Origin of the sequence: Fibrella forsythiae, from assembly GCF_017353175.1 — a bacterium.
Taxonomy (GTDB): Bacteria; Bacteroidota; Bacteroidia; order Cytophagales; family Spirosomataceae; genus Fibrella; species Fibrella forsythiae.
The window spans coordinates 25,896-45,843 of record NZ_JAFMYW010000013.1 but is presented as its reverse complement, the minus strand read 5'-3'; the positions used below and the strand labels follow the sequence as shown (position 1 = coordinate 45,843).

Below are 19,948 nucleotides of genomic sequence, written 5' to 3'. Positions count from 1 at the left end.
GACGTTATTTTACATCGAATCGACCCTCGCCGATTCGGAAGCCTTCCGCATACAGTTCTACCGTGTAGGTGCCTGGCTTATAGTCCGTGTCACGATGAAAGAGCATGGATACCAATTGGTCTTTCGTTTCGAGATCAACTGGTTGCCGGGTGCTGTACCCCAGTTCGCGCCCGTCGATTGATAAGACGCCCGCCCCGGAATTGTCGCCAACAACGGCACCATTAGGGTCCAGAATGCGCAGATAAATGTCGGTGGAACGTACCTGCGAAACTGGATTGAACGGAATGATGAAGGCAATTTTCAGCCGATCAATGCGCGACGATTTATAGGGTCCGACTCTGCGTTCTTTTCCGTTGGTAGCCACGGCCGCCACTTCTACGTTTACCGCCTTAATGGCCGAAGCGCGTGTTACTTTTTCCTTCAGGTCAGCATTCTGAAGGGAATAATCGACCACCGTTTTGGCTAGCGCCGCTCGTTCGTATTTCAGGCCTTCGTTTTCAGTAAGTATACTCTGCTTTTCTTGTTCCAGGGTACGGGCGCGGGTAAGTAATGAGCCGTTTTCTGATTTTAACTTATTAATATCCAATTCGTTCTGTGCCAGAAAGCTGGTATAATCCTTGATTTTCAGATCATATTGCTGGAGAGAAAAGCTAAGATCATATTTCAGCTTTTTCTTATCGTTCTCCAACTGCTGCTTGATGCGTTGTAGTCCGCTCAGGCTCCCGCCAAGCTGCCGTACCTCAACGATCTTCTGATTAAGAACGGTGGAAATGGAATCGAGCTTAACCTGAACAGTGGCAAACTGCTCTACTTTGGTTGTCAGTTGTTTCTGAACCTCCAGCGTTTCATTACGGGAGCCGATGAACAGATAGGCCAGCAAGGAGAGAATACCTACCAATGACCCGATGGTCATATTGATTGCTCCCTGCTTCGTGTTCATTGTGTCGGCTTCCATACACCAGTAGTTTAGGTACGTTGCAAAACAACAACACCCAACTTAACCCAGACTTAAGCCCACTTTAAAACCACCTTAAAATTGCTGTTTATTGGCAAGTTCCAACGTGAATGTGGTGCCGTTGGGCGTCGACTGTACGGTAACCCTGCCGTTATGAAGCTGCGCTACCTGCGCCACAACGGCCAGCCCAACACCATGTCCTTTGCTCGATTGAGCCGTTGAGTCTCCCCGAAAGAACGGTTGAAAAATGTTGGCCAGATCAGTGTCGGCTATCTGTGGGCCCCTGTTAAAGACGGTGATGCTGATTGTTTGGTAATCGGCCCTGAAGTCAACGTTGGCCGTTTGGGCGGGGGAGAACTTACAGGCGTTGTCGATCAGATTCATCAGTAATACCTGAAGGGCCGCCCGGTTCCCCAGTGTAATGAGCGCGTCTTCGTCATCCGGGAAATCCGTGAAGGTTAGCTGAATGATATAGTCATCGTGCCAGGCCTGCAACTGGGTTTTGGTCTCCCAAAGCAGTTCATCCATACGCACGGGTTCAAACTTCATGGCCTGGGGCTGAATCGATGAATTGGCCAGTTCGAGCAGGGCGTTGGTCAGTTGGGTCAGGGTTCGGGTATCTTCCTGCAACGAGCGCAGAGTGCGTTCATAGGCGTCAGGGTCTCGTTTCTGAATGAGGGCCACATCGATCTGCGAATTAATCTTGGTCAGCGGGTTCTTTAACTCATGCGACACGTTGGCGATAAACATTTTCTGGGTGTTCAACGCCTGCTCAATCCGGTCGAGCAGTTGGTTGAAGGTGGCTACCAGCAGCCCGATTTCATCCGACCGGTTTGCGTGGGTCACCCGTTTCGCAACGTTCGCCGGAAAGATGGTATTGACCTGCCTGATGATGCCCGACATCGGTGCCAGCGCCCGTCCGGCGAAGAGCCAGCCCGACATGCCCAGCAACAGGATAGCCGCCAGGATCATGATCAGCAGAATCTTTTTGAGGTCGGCCAGCGCCTCCTGGCCAACCTCGTCTATGCCGCTGGCAATGACCCAGTTGCTGCTGTTGCCGCCGGTTAGCCGAATAGCCACAAGCTGGTAGTCGTCGTGGTGGAGATACAACGTCTGAATGGTTGAATCGAGGCGGGGAATAAACTGCTCGTGGAATTGGGTATTGGCCGGGTTGGTCGAAAAGAGGATCTCTTTTGTGCGCTCGTTGTAGACCGAGATACTCTCGTTGAGGAGCAGCTTTTTTTCGGCCGATTCAATCATCCGAAGCACGGTACTGTCGGTTTGCTGTAAATCGAAGAGGAGAGTTGTGGTGGTAATGGCCCGATCCTGAAGGCGTTTGTAGAAGCGTTTTTCCAGATAGAGCTTACTGAAAAAGTAAACGCCGAGCGAGAAGAACAGGAGAATCAGCGTGACCAGTATGGCAAACTGGTACGTGAGCCGGGTACGTATGTTGATCATCACGATAGCATTTTGACAACGTACCCCATGCCAATCTGGGTGTGGAGCAGTTTCGGCTCAAAATCCCGATCAATCTTTTTTCTGAGAAAATTGATGTACACTTCGATCACGTTGGTGCCGGTGTCGAAGGTTACATCCCAGAATCGTTCGGCCAGTTCCACTTTCGAAATGACTCGCCCCTGGTGGCGCAGAAAATATTCGAGCAACTGAAACTCCTTGGCTGTCAGCGTTATTTCTTTGCCCGCCCGCACCACGCTTTTGGTGTCTGGGTTCAGTTCAAGATCGGCAATTTTCAGCACGTTTGCTGGTTGAGCGGTATGATGGTTGCGCCGCGTGAGGGCTCTGACATGGGCCATCAGTTCACGAAATTCAAATGGTTTGACGAGGTAATCGTCAGCGCCGGCATCGAGCCCAACGATTTTGTCGTCGGTTGTTCCGAGGGCGGTCAGCATTAAAATGGGCGCTGTCACGTTGGCGTCTCGCAGCTTCCGGCAAAGGTCGAGCCCATTCATGCCGGGCAGAATAATGTCGGAAATAATCAGGGCGTAATCTGACTGGGTGGCCAGCCGGAAACCCATCGTGCCGTCGTAGGCTATGTCGACTTCCCACTGGTGCTCTTCGAGTCCCTGTTTAATGCTTTGAACCGTTTTGACCTCATCCTCGATGACCAGAATTTTCATGATAGGGTGTGTTTGTGGGAACACAAGACCGGGTTAATATAGCTAACAACCAGTTAAGACCCCATTTTGGCTGGCTGGAACGGGTAGTTCGTGGCGGTTGGCGACTGGCCAAATGGGGTAAATTTCGTATCTTTACTATACTAAATTTCCGCTTTGCCACCGTATGTTAACAGACGAATCGCCCCTTTCAACCGTATACGAACCCACTGGTCAGGACCCTGTTGTCTACCTCAAACGGTACTACGGGTATGATCGCTTCCGGCCCATGCAGGAGGCTATTATCCGGTCAATTGTGAGTGGGCGTGATACGGTGGTCTTGATGCCAACGGGTGGCGGCAAATCGGTTTGTTTCCAGATTCCGGCCCTGATGATGCCCGGTCTGTGCGTAGTGGTCTCGCCGCTGATCGCGCTGATGAAAGATCAGGTCGAGGCCCTGCACCTGAACGGCATTGCGGCGGCGTATATCAACAGTTCGCAGGGGGTGAAAGAGATGCGCGATGTGGAAGCTAACTGCGTCAGTGGCAAAATAAAACTGCTCTACGTATCGCCCGAAAAACTGCTGTCTGAATCGTTTTATGTGTTCCTGAACCGGATGAAGATATCCATGTTCGCCATCGACGAAGCGCACTGTATTTCGTCGTGGGGGCACGATTTCCGGCCAGAATATACCCAGCTCAATACGCTCAGAAAGTGGTTTCCGAACGTACCTATCATTGCGCTGACCGCCACCGCAGATCGCCTCACCCGGCAGGATATCTCCGACCGGCTCGACATGCGCGACCCGGCCGTGTTTATCGCCTCGTTCAACCGCACCAATCTGAGCCTTCAGGTGCTGCCCGGAACCAACCGCATTGGGCAGATCACCAAATTGATCAGCCTGAAGCCCAATACGTCGGGTATTATTTACTGCCTGAGCCGAAAATCGTGCGAAACGCTGGCGACGAAGCTGATGGAAAAGGGGTACTCCGCCGCTTTTTATCATGCCGGTATGGAATCCAGTGAGCGCGCTCGTATTCAGGAGGCATTCCTGCGCGACGATGTGAAGATCATGTGCGCGACCATCGCTTTCGGGATGGGTATCGACAAGAGCAACGTGCGCTGGGTGATGCATTATAACATGCCCAAAAACATCGAGGGCTATTACCAGGAAATCGGCCGCGCCGGTCGTGATGGGTTGCCCTCGCAAACGGTCCTGTTCTATAGCTTTGCCGACGTAGCCACCTACACGCAGATGCTCACCGAGAACAAGCCCGCCAATCTGGAATTACAACTGGCGAAGCTGGAACGGATGAAGCAATATGCCGAAGCCAACACCTGCCGCCGCCAGATTCTGCTCTCATACTTCTCGGAACAGCTACCCGAACCCTGCGGTAACTGCGACGTTTGCCGTAGCCCCCGGATCACCTTCGACGCCACAACCGTTGCGCAGAAAGCTCTCTCGGCCATTATCAGGCTCGGCGAACGAGTGCCGATGAATGTGCTGATCGATGTGCTGCGTGGCTCGAGGAATTATTCTATCGTGTCGCAGGGGTTCGATAAAATCAAGACCTATGGGGCTGGCGCCGATCTGAAATTTGAGGAGTGGCGGAGTTACCTGCACCAGCTCATCAATATCGGCGTGATTGAGGTGGCCTACGAAAATCATTACGCCCTGCGCAAGGGGCTGCTGGCCGACGATGTGCTGTTCAACGGCAAAACGATCAGCCTTGTTCGCCCCGACGACGTACCCAAGCCGGTGGTAGAAAAAGCAACCCGTACCCGTACTGAAAGCAACCGCGACGAGCTGTTCGAGCGGCTACGTACCCTCCGCAAACGCATTGCCGACGCGCAGAACGTGCCGCCCTACGTGGTCTTTACCGACTCGACGCTGGAAGATATGGCCCGCCAGCGCCCCACCACGCCCGACGCGTTCCGCAATGTATCGGGGGTGGGCGAACGCAAACTGGAAATGTTCGGTACGGCGTTTCTGACCGAAATTGCCGACTATGTTGGCGTACAGGTTGGCGAAAGCCAGCGGCAGGTACGTAGTGAAGCACCGAGCAGGCCTCGCGAAGCAGCAAAGCCAAAAGGATCGACGCAGCAGATGACGCTGGAACTTTACCAGCAGGGAATGACCATTCAGCAGATCGCGCAGGCCCGTGAGCTTGGCCCATCCAGCATTGCCAACCACCTGATTCAGCTTAGTCAGGGCGGTTATGACGTTGAGTTGGAGAGCCTGATTACTCCTGCCGAACGCCGCGAGATCGAAGCCGCCATTGCCATAGTGGGTATTGAGGAAAATCGCACTAAACCCGTCTTCGATCACCTTGAAGGCCGTTACGACTACGGGAAAATTAACATTACGATTGCGCTGATGAAGCACTAGGGTAGCAGTGGTTGTTTCGCCAGTGTTCGCCACCTTATAACAGGTCAACCTCAGTTCACACCAATGGAAAAAGACCAAAGCGCCACTAAAAGTAATACACCTTTCTACAGCCCTTTTGCTCAGACATACTTTCATGGCACAAAGGCTGATTTGACGATCGGGGAGTTTATACAGGTTGGTTTCAACTCAAATTACACGCAAGACAATGCGTTGAATCACATCTATCTGACAGCCACGCTGGACGCAGCCGTTTGGGGAGCCGAACTTGCAGCTGGCGAAGGCCGCGAACGGATTTATCTGGTAGAGCCGACAGGTGAAATTGAGGATGACCCAAATCTGACAAACAAGAAATTTCCGGGTAATCCAACAATGGCTTATCGCTCAACGCATCCCTTTAAAGTGGTAGGCGAGGTTACCCGCTGGCAGGGTCATTCACCAGAACAGCTTAAGGCAATGAAAGATGGCCTGGCTAAACTCCGGGAACAAGGGCTTGACTCGATAGAGAACTAAAAAGTATCCGGGCAGATCGTTCGGGTAGTTTACCGTGGCGCCTGGCTCTGATTAGCTGAAGCAGTGATCATGTCTGTCAGAACAGTCAGATCAACGTCGGAAAGCTTTTTGATATAAATGCAGCTTTTACCGGTTTTGTGTTTACCCAGCCGTTGTAGCCAGTCAGCTTTAGCTTCGGCATTCAGGGAGAGATAAAACACGATAGCATTCGAGCGAGGCGAGAAGCCAACAAGAGGCATATCTCCTTCGCGTCCAGTCTCGTACCTGTAGTGATAGGTGCCGAAACCCACAATGGCTGATCCCCACATTCTGGCTGGTAAACCAGTTCTTTTCTCAATCAACTCGATGAGTTGGAAACAATCGGCTCTTTTGGTGTCGTCTGCAACCGAGCTGATAAAATCAGTAACGCTTGCCGACGTTTCGATCGTCTTGTTTGTCGTCGCCATGATGATGTACTTGATTCTGACGGATCAGTGCTTGCTTAAGTAATTACCAGACTCGAGCAGCGTTTGCTGGCCGTCTGCTTTGAGGAACACATACATCTGACACGCCACCACTTCGTTGTTCATCTGTACAGGTACGTTGCGGCGCGCATACTCATCGTCCGGGTGATCTTCAATGCCTTCATACTCATCCAATTGGTTCAGGACCGATTCGTCCGTCAACTCAAATACATCGCCCCAAACGCGGTAGGGGCTGTCGGGCTCGTACGTTGCACCGGGATACCAGCCCAAGTCGAAGAGGCGGCCAGGTACGTAGCCGTGGCCAATCAACACAGCCTGCTGCCGAAGCAATTGAGCCATCGGGTTATCGTACGTATTTCGTAGGGTGCCGTAGACGAATAGGTTCATGGAAGACCATTTTGATGGGATTAGGCTAGTGAAGATAGGAAATTGAATTGAAACCTATCGAGCCTGGATAACCTTATGAATTTATGAACTCCGAAGAGCCGCAAACCCGCCATAGCCAACGGTTACCGACGCTACTTTCTGCCCTGCACATGCTGTATGTTGGCCGGGCGCTGGCAGGCTTCGTTGCCGATGAGCAATCGCCACGGGCGCTGGTCGATCTGGACGTTGTGGATGCCACCATCGAAGCGTTTACAGACGAGATCTGTGCCACGGAATTGTTGCACGAAGCGGCGTTGCTGGTAGGCGATGTAGAAGAGTAGGGGGTTAAGTTTCATGTTACAAGTGTCAAGGGGCGCTGCTCAATCAAACCATTTGATTGAGCAGCGCCCCTTGACACTTGTAACATGAAACTTATGTTTACTTCACCGCCATAGCCAGTTTAACGGCTTCATAGGCGTTCACGATACCGCCCGATTTGCTGAGGGTGCTGAACGGGACCATCGAGCCACCTGCGCGGCCTGGCATACGTACCATTACATCGGGTTTGTACACGCTTTTCAGCAGGATATCTTTTACCTGGACGGCCGTCAGGTTCGGAAAATAGGACCGGAGGAGAGCCGCAACACCCGCCACGCAGGGAGACGCCATGCTGGTGCCCGTCAAGCTCTGGTAGCCGTTGTGGGGCGTCGTAGCATCAATGTCAGTGCCGGGGGCAAACAGGTCAACGCGCATTCCGTAGTTCGATGATGAAGCGGGCAAGGCAGAGCCTAACCGACGGGTTGAGTTACCGACCGTCATGTAGTTCTTCGCAATCGTCCCGTCTTCGTACTCGGGCCGTGGGTACGTTGGCAGCGAGTCTACGTTTTCGCCGTTGTTGCCCGCCGCATGTACCAGCAATACGTCTTTTTCTTCGGCATATCTGATGGCCGCATCCACAGCATCCTTGTAAGGCGAAAACCGTTTACCGAAACTCATGTTGATTACTTTGGCACCGTTATCAACCGCATAGCGGATACCGTTGGCTACGTCTTTATCACGTTCGTCGCCGCCGCTCGGTACTACACCGACCATCATCAGCCGAACATTGTCGGCAATACCGTCAACGCCAACACCGTTACCCCGTTTGGCCCCGATAATGCCCGCTACGTGGCTACCGTGCATGGCCAGTTCTTCCGACTTGCCGATGATCAGTTTCGGACTACCGTAATAGCGTTCGTTAGGGTTGGTAGGGTCGTCGCCGACGGCCTTCCGGGCATTGTCGGGCGGTGTTTCGCCACCAATGTCAGATAGTACAAGCGGCTTCAGACGATCGTAAACCTGTTTCACGCGGGTGATCAGGTTATCGAATGAGCCGGCCTGGGGGGCAAATATTTCGGTTAACAGATTTTTGGCACCCAGGGCGGCCGTATCACTGCCGGTTTCAACAGCGGTGATGCTCTCGCGCTCGAATGCCTTGCCTGTCAGGAGCGTAGCCATCGCATCCATACCGCGTTTGTAGGTCGCTTCGTCGCGCACCAATACGCGCAATGAATTGGTGCGGGCGTTCGACTTGGCGTATTGCGCTTTGGCCTTCAGGTAAATGTCGTATTGTTTCTTTTCAGTAGCCGAGAGCTTGGCTGGATCAGCCTTTTCAAATTTAGCTTTCCAGTCGTTTGTGATCTGGCCAACTTCGTCGAGGTCGGCTTCGTAGGTAGTGCCGTCTTTGGCACCCATGAAGTTCCAGCCGTTCACGTCGTCAACGTACCCGTTCTTGTCATCGTCGGCATTGTTACCGGGTGTTTCTTTGGGGTTTTTCCAGACCACATCGCGCAAATCTTCGTGGGCAATGTCAATGCCTGAATCCACTACGCCAACCACGACGGGAACCGATTTGCGGCCCTTCAGGAGTTGGTACGCTTTATCGAGACTAATACCCGGAATCGAGTCGGTAGCAGGGTCTTTATACGACCACTGGTTAAACTTCGTGGGAGGATTGAGCGATTGTGCCGCCCCGCAGATAGGCAGACCGAGGCTGGCCATCAGGGCCAGAGCTAAAGGCCCGGAGAGTGATGTGTGTTTCATTACTTGTTTTAACGAGTTTGCGGAGTTTTTTGATCTGTTTATGAAAAGTTTATAACCGCGGATCAACAGGTTCACTTTCCAAAGCCAGCACGCCAAATACACATTCGTGAGTACGCCGCAGGGGTTCCCGATCAATGAACCGTTCCATCGCTTCCAGACCCAGAGTAAATTCGCGCAAAGCCATGGTGCGCTTGGTTGTCAGCCCGCGTTGCCGAAGTTCGGTCAGATAGTCGGGCGTGTCATAATCAGGTCCATATATGATGCGTAGGTATTCGCTCCCCCGGCACTTGATTGCTGGCTGAATTAGTTTACCCTTATCGGTTTTAGCGATAAAATCGAACGGTTTTACCACCATGCCCTCACCGCCGGCTGCCGTTAGACGTACCCACCAATCGGTTACCGCTTCCACGCTCGCACCGTTGTTCAAGTCTACTACATGATAAGGCGTTGCCAGTAGAAAACCTGGATCGGCAGCGCAGAGGGTGGCAATTGTTTCCATGTGCCAGGTATGTGGCCGATTGGCATAAACATTCCCTTCTGTGGCCAATACGTGAAATGGAGCCAATACAAGCCCTTCCAGCCCATCCACTTCGTGGCAATATGTGGCGTAGGCTGTTCGGTACTTCTGAATGTTACTTAGTCGCTCTATGGTTTGAGACTGTAATGATGCCACTGCCTGGTCGTTCAACGCCGCCTGTTTTAGAGCCTCCTGTGCAGCAGTCAGCGCGTTTAGTCCCGACGTACCTACGGCTGCATATTGGTGCCGTATAAGATCAGTTGCCTTAGCCGACCAAGGCATCAGTTCACAGTCGAGTGCAACCCAGTCTGTGTTATGATCTGCCCAAAAGTTGGTCGCCGTTAATGCACGATTTACTTTCTGCAAAAAAGCGGTCTCTATTTCTAGTTTCAAAAAAAACCGCCGCCCTGTGCGAGTGTAAACTACACCCTCGGCAGAATCGGCAAGGCCAAACCGGGTCTGGGCCACTGTCGCTTCCCGGCAAACGATCACCACGGCTCGCGATCCCATATGTTTTTCTTCGCATACGACCTTTGTAATGCCCTGATTTCGATAGTAGGCAAATGCCTCGGCGGGGTGTTCAAGATAGCCTGGCAGCGTACTAGTTTCAGAAGGCGACATAGTGGGAGGCAGGTACAATAGCCATTTTGGATTCACGGCGAAGCGGCTCATGATCTCCAGCGCGGCAATGGCGTTTTCTTCGCGAATGGTTACGAGTGGCCCGATGCGGGGCTGGATTACTCGTTTACCCAACACGTCGGACATATCGAGCACATCATCGGCTTGGTGTTGTGCCGCCCGGCGGGGCAACGTATCTGGCTGGTGCTCAACGGAGATCGGTAACTCTCCGACGATCGACGTACCTGTCAGAAATGGTCGGCTTGGTTCGCTGTACAACTGGTGGGCGGGCACAGATACCAGTTCCCGTTCAGGGTAACGGAGAGCCGTCAGCTTACCGCCGAATACACAGCCGGTGTCAATGTCAATAGTATTATTTACCCACTCTGCCTCAGGAAATGGCGTATGACCGTAAACTACCATTGCTTTACCCTTATAATTGGTAGCCCAGTCGAGGCGTACCGGCAGGCCAAACTCGTCGATCTCCCCGGTAGTGTCACCGTAAAGACAAAACGATCGGACAGTGCCGGAGCCCCGTCCCTGCATGCTTTCTTTAAGGCCGGCATGAGCGACAACCAACTTGCCATCATCTAGAACGAAATGGCTCACCAATTTATAGATGAACGCATTTACCGATTGCCTGAACTCGATTGGCTCTGCTTCCAACTGCTTCACGGTCTCGGCAAGACCGTGAGTTAGCTGTACTTTTTTACCGGCCAGGTACTTGCCCAGTTTAGCGTCATGGTTACCTGGCACACATAGGCCCGTTTGATCGGCCACCATCTGCATCACCAGTTTTAAAACGCTTACCGAGTCAGGCCCCCGGTCGATAAGGTCCCCAACAAATAAGGCCTTGCGTCCTTCCGGATGCGTTACACGGTTTATGCCTGCGTCATCTTTTTTCATCACGTACCCGAGCTTCGTTAGTAGCTCGTGTAATTCAGTCAGGCAACCGTGTACGTCGCCAATGATATCGAACGGACCATGTTCATCCGTCCGGTTATTCCAGAGACGGGTTCGTTGGAGACCCGTTACGGCGGCAACTTCTTCGGGTGAATTGAACACGTAGACGTTTCGAAATCCCTCTTTTGCAAGAAATTTCAACGACCTGCGCAACTCCCGCTGATGGCTACCGATTACATGATCGCCAAACGACCGGTCAGTTCGTTGCTCGTGACGTGCCTTTAGTACGCTCTCTGGTAGATTAAACACAATGGCAACAGGCAGCACATGGTGTTCCCTCGCCAACTCAATTAACTGCTTGCGGGCATGTTGTTGCACATTTGTAGCATCAATAACCGTAACTCTGCCCCGTTTCAGGCGCAGGCTAGCCCAGTGGTGTAACAACTCGAAAGCATCGCCAGTGGCCGACTGATCGCTATCATCGTCTGATACGTACCCACGGCACTGGTCAGACGAGATAATTTCTGTAGGTGAGAAATGTTGGCGGGCAAACGTGGATTTGCCCGAACTAGTGGGGCCAATCAGCACCACCAGCGACATATCCGGAATATCTAAAGTCATGATTTATTGAAGTCAAAAACTGCCATTTGTGATGAAGCCCCTACTAGCGGATCGGCCTCGCCCACACCAACGATACGTACCTTATAGCCAAACCGCTGACTTACGCTGGCGCACCAGGCCGAAAACTCAGCCCGGCTCCACTCGAATCGGTGATCTGTGTGGCGGCTCTGGTCGTCGGTCATGCCGTATTTCTGATTGTACTCTTTATTGGGCGTAGTAACGATGACTAATGCCGGCTGGGCGAATTCAAATACAACGCGCTCTAAGTTGGGGAGTCGTTCAGGTTCTACATGCTCGATAACTTCTATCAGCGTAGCAGAATCGAAGCCGTTGAGGCGACTGTCGCGGTAGAGTAAAGACCCTTGGAAAATGGAGAGCCGCTCGCGCTGTGATTCGTTGAACTGGTCGTAATGAAGCCGGTCTTTAGCCCGAAGCAGGTCGCGGTAGGCAACATCCATGCCCGCGATTCGCCGAAATTGCGGATCGGTATGTAGCATTCGCAGCAGCTTGCCTTCACCGCAACCCAGATCAAGCACTGAGTTAACCCCGCTCCGTTTGAGCACCTCGAATGCCGCTTTTAGCCGCTGTTCGTGAAGAGAAATAAAGGTGCGCGTTGCTTCCGGCTCCTGCTCGGCAGTAGTGGTTGGCGGGGCTTCCTCCTGCACCAGATCATCGACATCCACTTCGGGGTCAATGGCTGTTAGCCGGTCAAGGGCTTCGCGCGTCAGGCTGGCCTTACGGCGCAGGAAACGCCAGGTGATAAAGTCCCGTTCGGGATGTGCTGACAGCCAGCCCTCTCCTTTTTTGAGCAAAACATCTATTTCCTGCTGGTTGACAAAGTAATGCTTCTCGTTGTCGAGAATAGGCAGCAGAACATACAGGTGTGTCAGCAGGTTTTTTACTGGTAGAGTGTGTGTCAGCGTCAACGTGTAATAAGGGCCGTATCCCCAGTCAGGAAACCGGTCATCTACATAATGCCTGACCACGTCAACCGTATAGCCTAGGGGCTGAAACAAACGCTGGATGGTGTTTGTGTCGCCTTTCACTTTAACGACGGCAATGGTAGCCGTAAGTGGTAACGCTACGTTGACAAGTTCGGGCCGATCGTTGCAACGACCGTTCAGGGCCGATGAATATACGTTCGCAATGGCAGTGCTTACCAACGACGAGGCCACGTACGGACGGTCATTCACATACTGATCCTGAAGAGCAGAATCGCCACGAACCAGCGCCACCGGATCAATGGTAAGCATCATGGCCGCCGTACAACGCTTAGGGCTGGCTTCGGAGTAAAACACGTGTGCTTTTCCGGCAGCCACGGCAAATGACTGTACTTTGTCGGGACGTTTATGCAATAACCACCCCAAATCAGTAGCAGGATTGTTCGGAAGTCCGGTTGTTGATATGGAAAGAAACATATTGGCAAGATAGCTTATAGACGTACAAAACCCATTTTACCACTAACTTGCGGGCATTAATCATCGCGTGTTGCTGTCCGTATGAACATCCACGAATATCAGGGTAAAGAAATATTGAAACGCTACGGCGTTCGGATTCAGGAAGGCATCGTTGCCGAATCGCCCGAAAAAGCGGTTGAGGCCGCTAAACTGATCATGGCACAGACAAACTCAAAGTTTGTCGTTGTGAAATCACAAATCCATGCCGGTGGGCGTGGCAAAGGCCAGGTAAAAGGCGGCACGCAGCGCGGCGTGGCCCTTGCCAAGTCGGTTGATGACGTGCGAGAAATCGCTAAGAACCTGATTGGCAATGTACTGGTGACTATCCAGACTGGCCCCGAAGGCAAAAAAGTAAACAAAGTATTGGTGGCTCAGGACGTGTACTACCCTGGCGAAAGCGACACCAAAGAAATGTATATCGGTATCCTGCTCGACCGGGCGAAGGGCTGCAACGTCATTATGGCCAGCACCGAAGGGGGCATGGACATCGAAGAAGTTGCCGAGCACTCGCCCGAGAAAATCGTGAAAGAGTGGATCGATCCGGCTGTCGGTTTGCAGCCCTTCCAGGCGCGCAAAGTGGCCTTCGGATTGGGTATGACCGGCGAGGCCTTTAAGGAGATGGTCAAATTTGTGACGGCTCTGTACAAAGCCTATGTAGATACGGATGCCTCGATGTTCGAGATTAACCCCGTTTTGAAAACGTCGGACAATAAAATTCTTGCCGTCGACGCGAAAGTAGACATTGACGACAATGCGCTGTATCGTCATCCTGATCTGGCCAACTACCGCGACGTGTCGGAAGAAGACCCGCTCGAAGTAGAGGCCTCTGCCAACGACCTAAACTACGTAAAACTCGACGGTAACGTGGGTTGTATGGTGAATGGTGCTGGTCTGGCCATGGCTACGATGGACATCATCAAACTGTCGGGTGGTGAGCCGGCCAACTTCCTGGATGTTGGGGGTGGAGCAAACGCCAAAACGGTAGAAGCCGGTTTCCGGATCATCCTGAAAGACCCGAACGTGAAAGCCATTCTGATCAATATCTTCGGCGGTATCGTTCGTTGCGACCGTGTGGCCACGGGTGTTGTTGAGGCCTACAAAGCCATCGGCGACATTCCGGTTCCGATCATCGTTCGTCTGCAGGGTACCAACGCTGCCGAAGGTGCGCGCATCATCGACGAGTCGGGCCTGAAAGTTCAATCAGCCGTTGAGTTGAAAGAAGCTGCCGAGAAAGTTCGTCAGGTAATTGCTGCACTGTAACGTACCTGAGTTATATATAAAAAGGGCGCTCCTGTTCACAGGAGCGCCCTTTTTTATGATTTGGTTTGTTTCTTTTGCACCAGGCTCCTCAGCAAGCTCAGGGTGACAATACACATCCAGCAGGTGAATGACCAATTTGGGTAGGATTGTCACCCTGAGCTTGTCGAAGAGCCTGGTGCAAAAGAAACAAACCAAATCACACTCACAAGTTCACTACTTGCTTACCCGGTTTTAGCTGCTGGGTACGTCCCTGCCAGCGGAGTGTGCCGGGAACGCCGGTAGGTAACGTGATTTCGCCTTTCAGCGTATTGCCGGGGCCTTTATCAAACTGAACGGAAATGGTACCGGCGGGGTGGGGGAGGCTTCCTTCCACACGGGGCAACGTACCCAGGTAGGGCGTGATGTTGACCGATCGAAAGCCCGGCTCGGCGGGGTTGATTCCACACACGGTTGACAGGAATTCGTAGACAGGCGCGGCACTCCAGGCGTGACAGTCAGACCGGGTTGGCTCGGGCTGTTCGGCAAAAGTGGTTAGGCCATTGGCGATCATCGTGTGCCAGGGCTGTAACTGCGGCAGGAACTCATCGCCCATTCCGGTTTTTTTCAGCGCCTGAAACAAGTAAAACTTGAAGTAATATGTAGCAGGGCGCAGGCTATCGGCGGGCGTAGGGCGCATGATCGTTGTCAGAACAGCCCGCTGCTGGGCTGCCGGTACTGCATTGGTCAGTATGGCCAGGATATTGGCATGCTGGCTGAACTGCTTTTTGTCGGGCGTGTCGGCCACCAGACCACGGGCGGGTACCCAGCACCGTTCCATCACTGATTTGTTGATGCGCCGGGCCAATTCACGGTAGTGTTCGGCTTTCTGGTTCTGGCCGTAGTGAGCAAACAAATCGGCGGCCCGCAGGTACGTATAGGCTTGTTGTAATGTCAGGATACTTGATCCGCCACCGTGCGATCCGGCAGGAACGCCACCAATATTATCGGCCGCATTCCAGGGCCATGCCCAGTCGACGAAGTTCCACCAGCTGAGTGCGCCGTTCAGACCCGTTTGCCGGTCGAGGCGGGTTTCGTGCCAGTTCAGTACGCGTTCAATGCCGTCGAGGCGGGCACTGACAAAGGCATCGTCGCGGCGGTGCATCCAGTAATCGTGCACCATCGTGACCCAGAACAGCGAGAACGTTGGAATAACCTGCTGGTCGGCCGAAGGGTAGCGGCTTTGGGTCAGACCCTCCGGCAAGCGGCTGTTGTCGTATTCAAGAATTGCTTTCCGCATCAATCGGTCGTCGCCAGTCACGTAGAGCGAGATCAACGACTGAATGCGGGTGTCGCCAACGTACTGCAACTGTTCGTAGTATGGACAGTCGAAATAGGTTTCACCTGCGCAGAGTTGAGCCGTACGCCAACCTACGTTCCACACGCGGGCCAGGCTACTGTCGGGCGACGAAAAACGCGCCTTCTGCTCGAACGGATACGCGGAGTAGTCGCCCTGCAACCGGTTGACCGTCAATGGTTCATCGGCAGTCTGAATCGCCAGCTGTAGATACCGATATGTGCGAAACCAGAGCGGCCTAAAAGTGCGTTGCTGACCACCATCGGCAATAAACTGGTCTTCGAACCCTCTGATCTGCTTCCCGTCGATCTCATTCCGATTACCTTTCTGGTCTTTTGCATCGACTAAACTTTCGGCGTAGGTGAGCGTCATGGAAGCTCCTTTACCAGCCGAAACGGTCAGCTCAGGATACGCGTTGGTCAGGGTAGCCTGATCGAAAAGAATCGTGGCTTTGGTTTTGGCCGGCACAACAAAGGTGGTTTTTCCAGCTAGGAAATCGGGTGGTACCGTTACCCCTTCAGCGCGCCGAATGGCGGCTAGCTGTACCGGTTTACTGGTCATCTGCGGAATCGTTCGGGGTTCCAATCCCCAGTTTCCATCAGAGCCCAATCCGCGTGGTTTTGCTGAGAACCAAGCTGGTTTAGCGGCGGGCCAGGCAGTATCGTTGAAGTCGGGCTGCTCCCAACCCCAGGGAAAAAGGCTGGCATCGACCCGGTCGCCATCGCCCACTACAATGTAGGTACGTAGTTTGGCGATGTCATTCTTCACCGGTACATAGGCCGGGTTCTGGAACACCTTCCAGGTACCGTTGGTGTTCACAATCTTCTCGGCCTCACCATCGCCCTGCATCACAAAACCCAACTGATAACTCATCTGCGAAACAGGCGCCGACTCACCCATGTACCAGACCTGCGCTGCCAGCACATTATTTCCCGCGCTCAGAAAAGGGGCCAGATCAATGGTTTCGTAATTCCAGTGTTGCGGATCGCTACGCGCCGGACCCATCGCCACCGACCTACCATTGACGAACAGCCGATACCGGTTATCGGCCGATACGTGTACGATGAACGTACCTGGCTTCTGCTGCAGACTGATGCTTTTCCGGAAGTGATAAACGCCGTATTGCCGGGCCGGCGCGGTAGGATGAACCAGCCATTTGGCGTCCCAGGTCGTGGTTTGCCATTTTGACAGCGGCTCGGCCTGAGGTGGCTGATAAACGGTCTGGGCCTTAAGCGAGATGCAGAAAGTAACGAATATGGGTATGAGTAGGTGGCGCATAGGTCAAAGATAATGCACCGAATGGTTGCAAATCTAATCCCTACGCACCGCCTGTATTACTTCGACACTGAACGTAATAAGCCTTCCGGTACGCTAAGTTCACCAGTTTGTGGATCGATCAGGCCGTTGCGTTCCTCTTCGATGTTGGTAGCCTGCGTGTACACATCGCCGCCAATCGGGCGGGCGCGAAGCTCTTGTTTAAACTGACGAATGCGCTCAGTACGGTCTTCTGCATCCTGAGGGCCTCCGTAATTGGCAAAGCCGAATCCACCCCACTCGCTGACAATGAGCGGCACTTGCTTCCGGTAGAAAAACGGATCGCCAACCACAAGTGGAAAAGCGGCAACACCATTTAGGTCGCCCGCCACAAGCCGATCGAGCACGTGGCGCCAATGGTTGAGGTCGGGGGTGTACAAATGAGCCGTCAGCATGTCTGATTTCAGGCGGCCTTCCTGCGAAATGTGGTGCCAGCCGTCGTTATCCACCACCAAAAACTGCGGATGGTAAATCTGCATATAATGGTAGGTATCAGTGATGTACTGCCGGGTTTCGGCATTATTGGCAATGTCTTCGGCACCCCAGTCTTCGTTGTATAAGCTCCAGATAATCACCGAGGGATGTGTTTCAATCAGGGCGAGCATCCGGTCGAGTTCGGCGCGGTGATTTTCCCGGCTGCGGTTATTCGACTGGTGCGGACTTGGTACTTCAACCCATAAAAGTAAACCCAGTTCGTCGGCCAGGTTGTAGATACGCGGGTCTATCCCGGCAATGTGTACGCGGACCAGATTGCAGCCTAGCTTTTGCATGGCGTAGAAATGCCGCTGCATCTCCTCATACGTTGCCCGGCCGGGTTGGTAGAGGATACCGTCCAGGTACGTTGCTTGACCATTGAGGTACACGCAGCAACCCCGCGCCTCAACTTTACGCAGCCCGAAATGCGCTTCAATCTGCGCCTTATTGCCCTTTTCATCAATGAGTTGAGCGGTCAGCCGGTACAGATGTGGGTCATCCGGCGACCACAGTTTGGCGTTTGGCAGTTCAACGACTACCCGCTGATTCTTTTGTCCGAAATCGAGGAATAGCGGAAACTCGCCCGTTGCCAGTGTACCCGCTTCGGGGTTCGACTGATCGTCGATCTGGAGGTGAATAACGTACTGTCCGGGATCATGAATACGCGTTGTCAGGTTGAAGCGGACCAGATTGTCTTCGATAACACTCACCACGCCTACCCGCGACCGGAGGCGGTTACGCTCGACGGGCTCGATCCAGACGCTTCTGACAGGCCCGGTGTAGGTCTGATACCAGATACCGCCACGTTTATACACCAGCGATTCCTGCTTGCCTCGCGGAATATCGGCGTCCATCGTATCGGCAATACGTACGGTGAGGCGGTTGGTGGGTTGAAGGAGTTTTTCGCCCAACTCATACGAAAACGATGTGTATTCGCCGTAGTGAATCGACTCGCCCTCAATGGTCTGCAACTGTTTGCCATTCAGCCAGACCTGCGTTTCATAGCCGCACGCCCCAAACGTAAGCTGGAACATAGGCTGCGGGTGGGCATCGCTGGCTGGTTCGCGTTCCGGTAACTCAAACTCGCGTTCATACCAGACTACTACTTTATCCTGCCAGCCAGGCCCGTCATTCAACTGGTGAGCCTGGGCAATATGGTCTTCTACGGAGCCCGGCCAATGAGCGGTGTAGGCAAAATCGTGACCTGATTGCCAGTTTTGGGCTAACCCTTCGTCGGCAATGTCGTGGGTGAATTTCCAGTCGCCATCGAGCAGCAGGTACGTATTTGAACGAAGAACAGCGCGGGGAAGTGGGTTAATAGGGTCAGGAGAAACGGCCGATGTCGGCAGGCTCTCTGTGGCGTTAAAGTTGCGGTAAGTCGGTTGCATTCGAGGGTCCGTAGGTGATACGTATCCAACTCATACAGGAGCGACGGGTTTAACGAAACTGATTGTGGGGACGTCGGATGCTGGCTTTTTGACGATAAGACCCAGGCATAGATCCAACAGTCGATAGCCAGCATCTGGCATCCAGCATTTCGCCATCACTTCATTTCCCGCAGGCAAAAGCCATACATGACTGCGAACAGGACGCTAAAAAACACTGTGAACGACGTACCCAGACCGGCCAGGCCAACAAAATAGAGAGGCAGAGCGAAACCGAGTATAACCCCGATGACATAGATGTAAAAGCCAATTCGCCGGAGAAAGAACATCAGCACCACGCCAGCCAACGCAACCAGCGAATAAACCAGTTGGGCAAGGCTCAATTGACGAACTACGCGCGGGTCTTCCGGCATTGGGTTATCGCTGTTGGCGCCGCTGTCTTCATAGAACGTGCGCGGATCGCGGCGGTCGGGGGTTTCGTTGCTGGGCTTATGACCGGTAAAGGGCGTTTCGGCTACCGCTTCGGGATTGTAGAGGGCAACGCTACTTTCGATTACGCCCCAGGTACAGCTGAGGAACGAGAAAATGCAAAGAATAGTAAGAAACTGAGAGCGCATAAGGGGGAGTTTCAGGTTTCAGGTTTCTGGTTTCAAGTGGCTTCGCTCATATGGCAATCCTGTCTTAGCGAAGCTACTTGAAACCAGAAACCAGAAACCTGAAACTACTTTTAGTTGTGAACTTCTGGTTACAGGAATAGTTTTACCCCGTAAACGAGTACAAAAAAACCATATTTCAACCAGAATCATGACACTTCAGGAACTCACAGACAATATCCGCACCCGCGTAACGCACGCTGACAGCCTCGATGCCAGCGCTAAACTCGTTACCGATCTGGGTGTTGTCTTTATTGACGCTAAACAATCGCCCGCCGTTGTGTCAAATGACGATCAGCCTGCCGATACGGAGTTGCACGTTAAAGTAGCTGATTTAGAGCGCATGGCCTCTGGCGATCTGAACCCAATGATGGCGTTCATGACGGGTAAACTGAAGGTGAAAGGCGACATGGGCGTGGCCATGAAGATGGGCCAGGTGATGGGCTAGGTTTAATGAGTGAATTAGCGAATGAATAAATTAGTGAATAGCTTGGAACGGCTTTTAATAAAACTTGTCTCTTCCAGACATTCGC

At 52.9% G+C, this 19,948-nt stretch carries 16 protein-coding genes; 5 read left to right on the top strand and 11 right to left on the bottom strand.

The window, feature by feature from the left end; all coding sequences use genetic code 11:
• Positions 1-4: 4 nt before the first annotated feature.
• From J2I46_RS29475 to J2I46_RS29465, 3 genes are all read right to left on the bottom strand, one after another.
• Positions 5-955, bottom strand: a complete 951-nt coding sequence (locus tag J2I46_RS29475) for a DUF8428 domain-containing protein (protein ID WP_207332699.1) — start codon at positions 953-955, stop codon at positions 5-7.
• A 75-nt stretch (positions 956-1,030) separates the two neighbouring features.
• Positions 1,031-2,413 carry a sensor histidine kinase gene (locus tag J2I46_RS29470; RefSeq protein WP_207332698.1) on the bottom strand — a complete coding sequence of 461 codons (1,383 nt, stop codon included), beginning with the start codon at positions 2,411-2,413 and terminating at the stop codon, positions 1,031-1,033.
• Entirely contained in the window at positions 2,413-3,093 is a 681-nt protein-coding gene (locus J2I46_RS29465; RefSeq protein ID WP_207332697.1) for a response regulator, read from the bottom strand. The genes J2I46_RS29470 and J2I46_RS29465 overlap by 1 nt, the downstream gene beginning before the upstream one ends.
• Positions 3,094-3,256: 163 nt before the next feature.
• Here J2I46_RS29465 and recQ point away from each other — a divergent pair, with 163 nt between their 5' ends.
• Together recQ and arr are read left to right on the top strand one after the other, a co-directional pair.
• Positions 3,257-5,458 carry a DNA helicase RecQ gene (recQ, locus tag J2I46_RS29460; protein ID WP_207332696.1) on the top strand — a complete coding sequence of 734 codons (2,202 nt, stop codon included), beginning with the start codon at positions 3,257-3,259 and terminating at the stop codon, positions 5,456-5,458.
• A 63-nt stretch (positions 5,459-5,521) separates the two neighbouring features.
• Entirely contained in the window at positions 5,522-5,968 is a 447-nt protein-coding gene (gene arr / locus J2I46_RS29455) for an NAD(+)--rifampin ADP-ribosyltransferase (RefSeq protein ID WP_207332695.1), read from the top strand.
• 29 nt (positions 5,969-5,997) lie between these two features.
• On the opposite strand, the gene J2I46_RS29450 is transcribed toward arr, so the two are convergent.
• Both J2I46_RS29450 and J2I46_RS29445 read right to left on the bottom strand, forming a co-directional pair.
• Positions 5,998-6,414: a DUF1801 domain-containing protein gene (locus J2I46_RS29450; RefSeq protein WP_207332694.1), complete on the bottom strand. Its 417-nt coding sequence runs from the start codon at positions 6,412-6,414 to the stop codon at positions 5,998-6,000.
• Between the two features lie 24 nt (positions 6,415-6,438).
• Positions 6,439-6,819 (bottom strand): gamma-glutamylcyclotransferase family protein, encoded by a 381-nt coding sequence (locus J2I46_RS29445; protein WP_207332693.1) that lies wholly within the window; start codon positions 6,817-6,819, stop codon positions 6,439-6,441.
• 83 nt (positions 6,820-6,902) lie between these two features.
• On the opposite strand from J2I46_RS29445, the gene J2I46_RS29440 reads away from it, so the two are divergent.
• Positions 6,903-7,139 (top strand): hypothetical protein, encoded by a 237-nt coding sequence (locus J2I46_RS29440; protein WP_207332692.1) that lies wholly within the window; start codon positions 6,903-6,905, stop codon positions 7,137-7,139.
• 97 nt (positions 7,140-7,236) lie between these two features.
• Here J2I46_RS29440 and J2I46_RS29435 read toward each other — a convergent pair whose 3' ends face one another.
• Genes J2I46_RS29435 through J2I46_RS29425 form a run of 3 tightly spaced genes read right to left on the bottom strand, consistent with a single transcriptional unit; the run spans position 7,237 to position 12,957 of the window.
• Positions 7,237-8,880 (bottom strand): S8 family serine peptidase, encoded by a 1,644-nt coding sequence (locus tag J2I46_RS29435; protein WP_207332691.1) that lies wholly within the window; start codon positions 8,878-8,880, stop codon positions 7,237-7,239.
• Between the two features lie 49 nt (positions 8,881-8,929).
• Complete coding sequence (locus J2I46_RS29430; protein ID WP_207332690.1) at positions 8,930-11,539, bottom strand: polynucleotide kinase-phosphatase; 2,610 nt, start codon at positions 11,537-11,539, stop codon at positions 8,930-8,932.
• Positions 11,536-12,957, bottom strand: a complete 1,422-nt coding sequence (locus J2I46_RS29425) for a 3' terminal RNA ribose 2'-O-methyltransferase Hen1 (RefSeq protein WP_207332689.1) — start codon at positions 12,955-12,957, stop codon at positions 11,536-11,538. Before J2I46_RS29425 ends, J2I46_RS29430 begins: the two co-directional genes overlap by 4 nt.
• An 81-nt stretch (positions 12,958-13,038) precedes the next feature.
• Between J2I46_RS29425 and sucC the strand changes: the two genes are divergently transcribed.
• Positions 13,039-14,256, top strand: coding sequence for an ADP-forming succinate--CoA ligase subunit beta (gene sucC, locus J2I46_RS29420; RefSeq protein WP_207332688.1), 1,218 nt, complete (start codon positions 13,039-13,041; stop codon positions 14,254-14,256).
• A gap of 202 nt (positions 14,257-14,458) precedes the next feature.
• Here the strand turns inward: sucC and J2I46_RS29415 are convergent, their stop codons facing one another.
• The 3 genes from J2I46_RS29415 to J2I46_RS29405 form a co-directional block, all read right to left on the bottom strand.
• Positions 14,459-16,867 carry a family 78 glycoside hydrolase catalytic domain gene (locus J2I46_RS29415; protein WP_207332687.1) on the bottom strand — a complete coding sequence of 803 codons (2,409 nt, stop codon included), beginning with the start codon at positions 16,865-16,867 and terminating at the stop codon, positions 14,459-14,461.
• Between the two features lie 56 nt (positions 16,868-16,923).
• On the bottom strand, positions 16,924-18,765 hold the full coding sequence (locus J2I46_RS29410) for a glycoside hydrolase family 2 protein (RefSeq protein ID WP_207332686.1): 1,842 nt from the start codon (positions 18,763-18,765) through the stop codon (positions 16,924-16,926).
• A gap of 155 nt (positions 18,766-18,920) precedes the next feature.
• Complete coding sequence (locus J2I46_RS29405) at positions 18,921-19,379, bottom strand: hypothetical protein (protein ID WP_207332685.1); 459 nt, start codon at positions 19,377-19,379, stop codon at positions 18,921-18,923.
• A 187-nt stretch (positions 19,380-19,566) separates the two neighbouring features.
• Here J2I46_RS29405 and J2I46_RS29400 point away from each other — a divergent pair, with 187 nt between their 5' ends.
• On the top strand, positions 19,567-19,863 hold the full coding sequence (locus J2I46_RS29400) for an SCP2 sterol-binding domain-containing protein (RefSeq protein ID WP_207332684.1): 297 nt from the start codon (positions 19,567-19,569) through the stop codon (positions 19,861-19,863).
• The last annotated feature ends 85 nt before the right edge of the window (positions 19,864-19,948 follow it).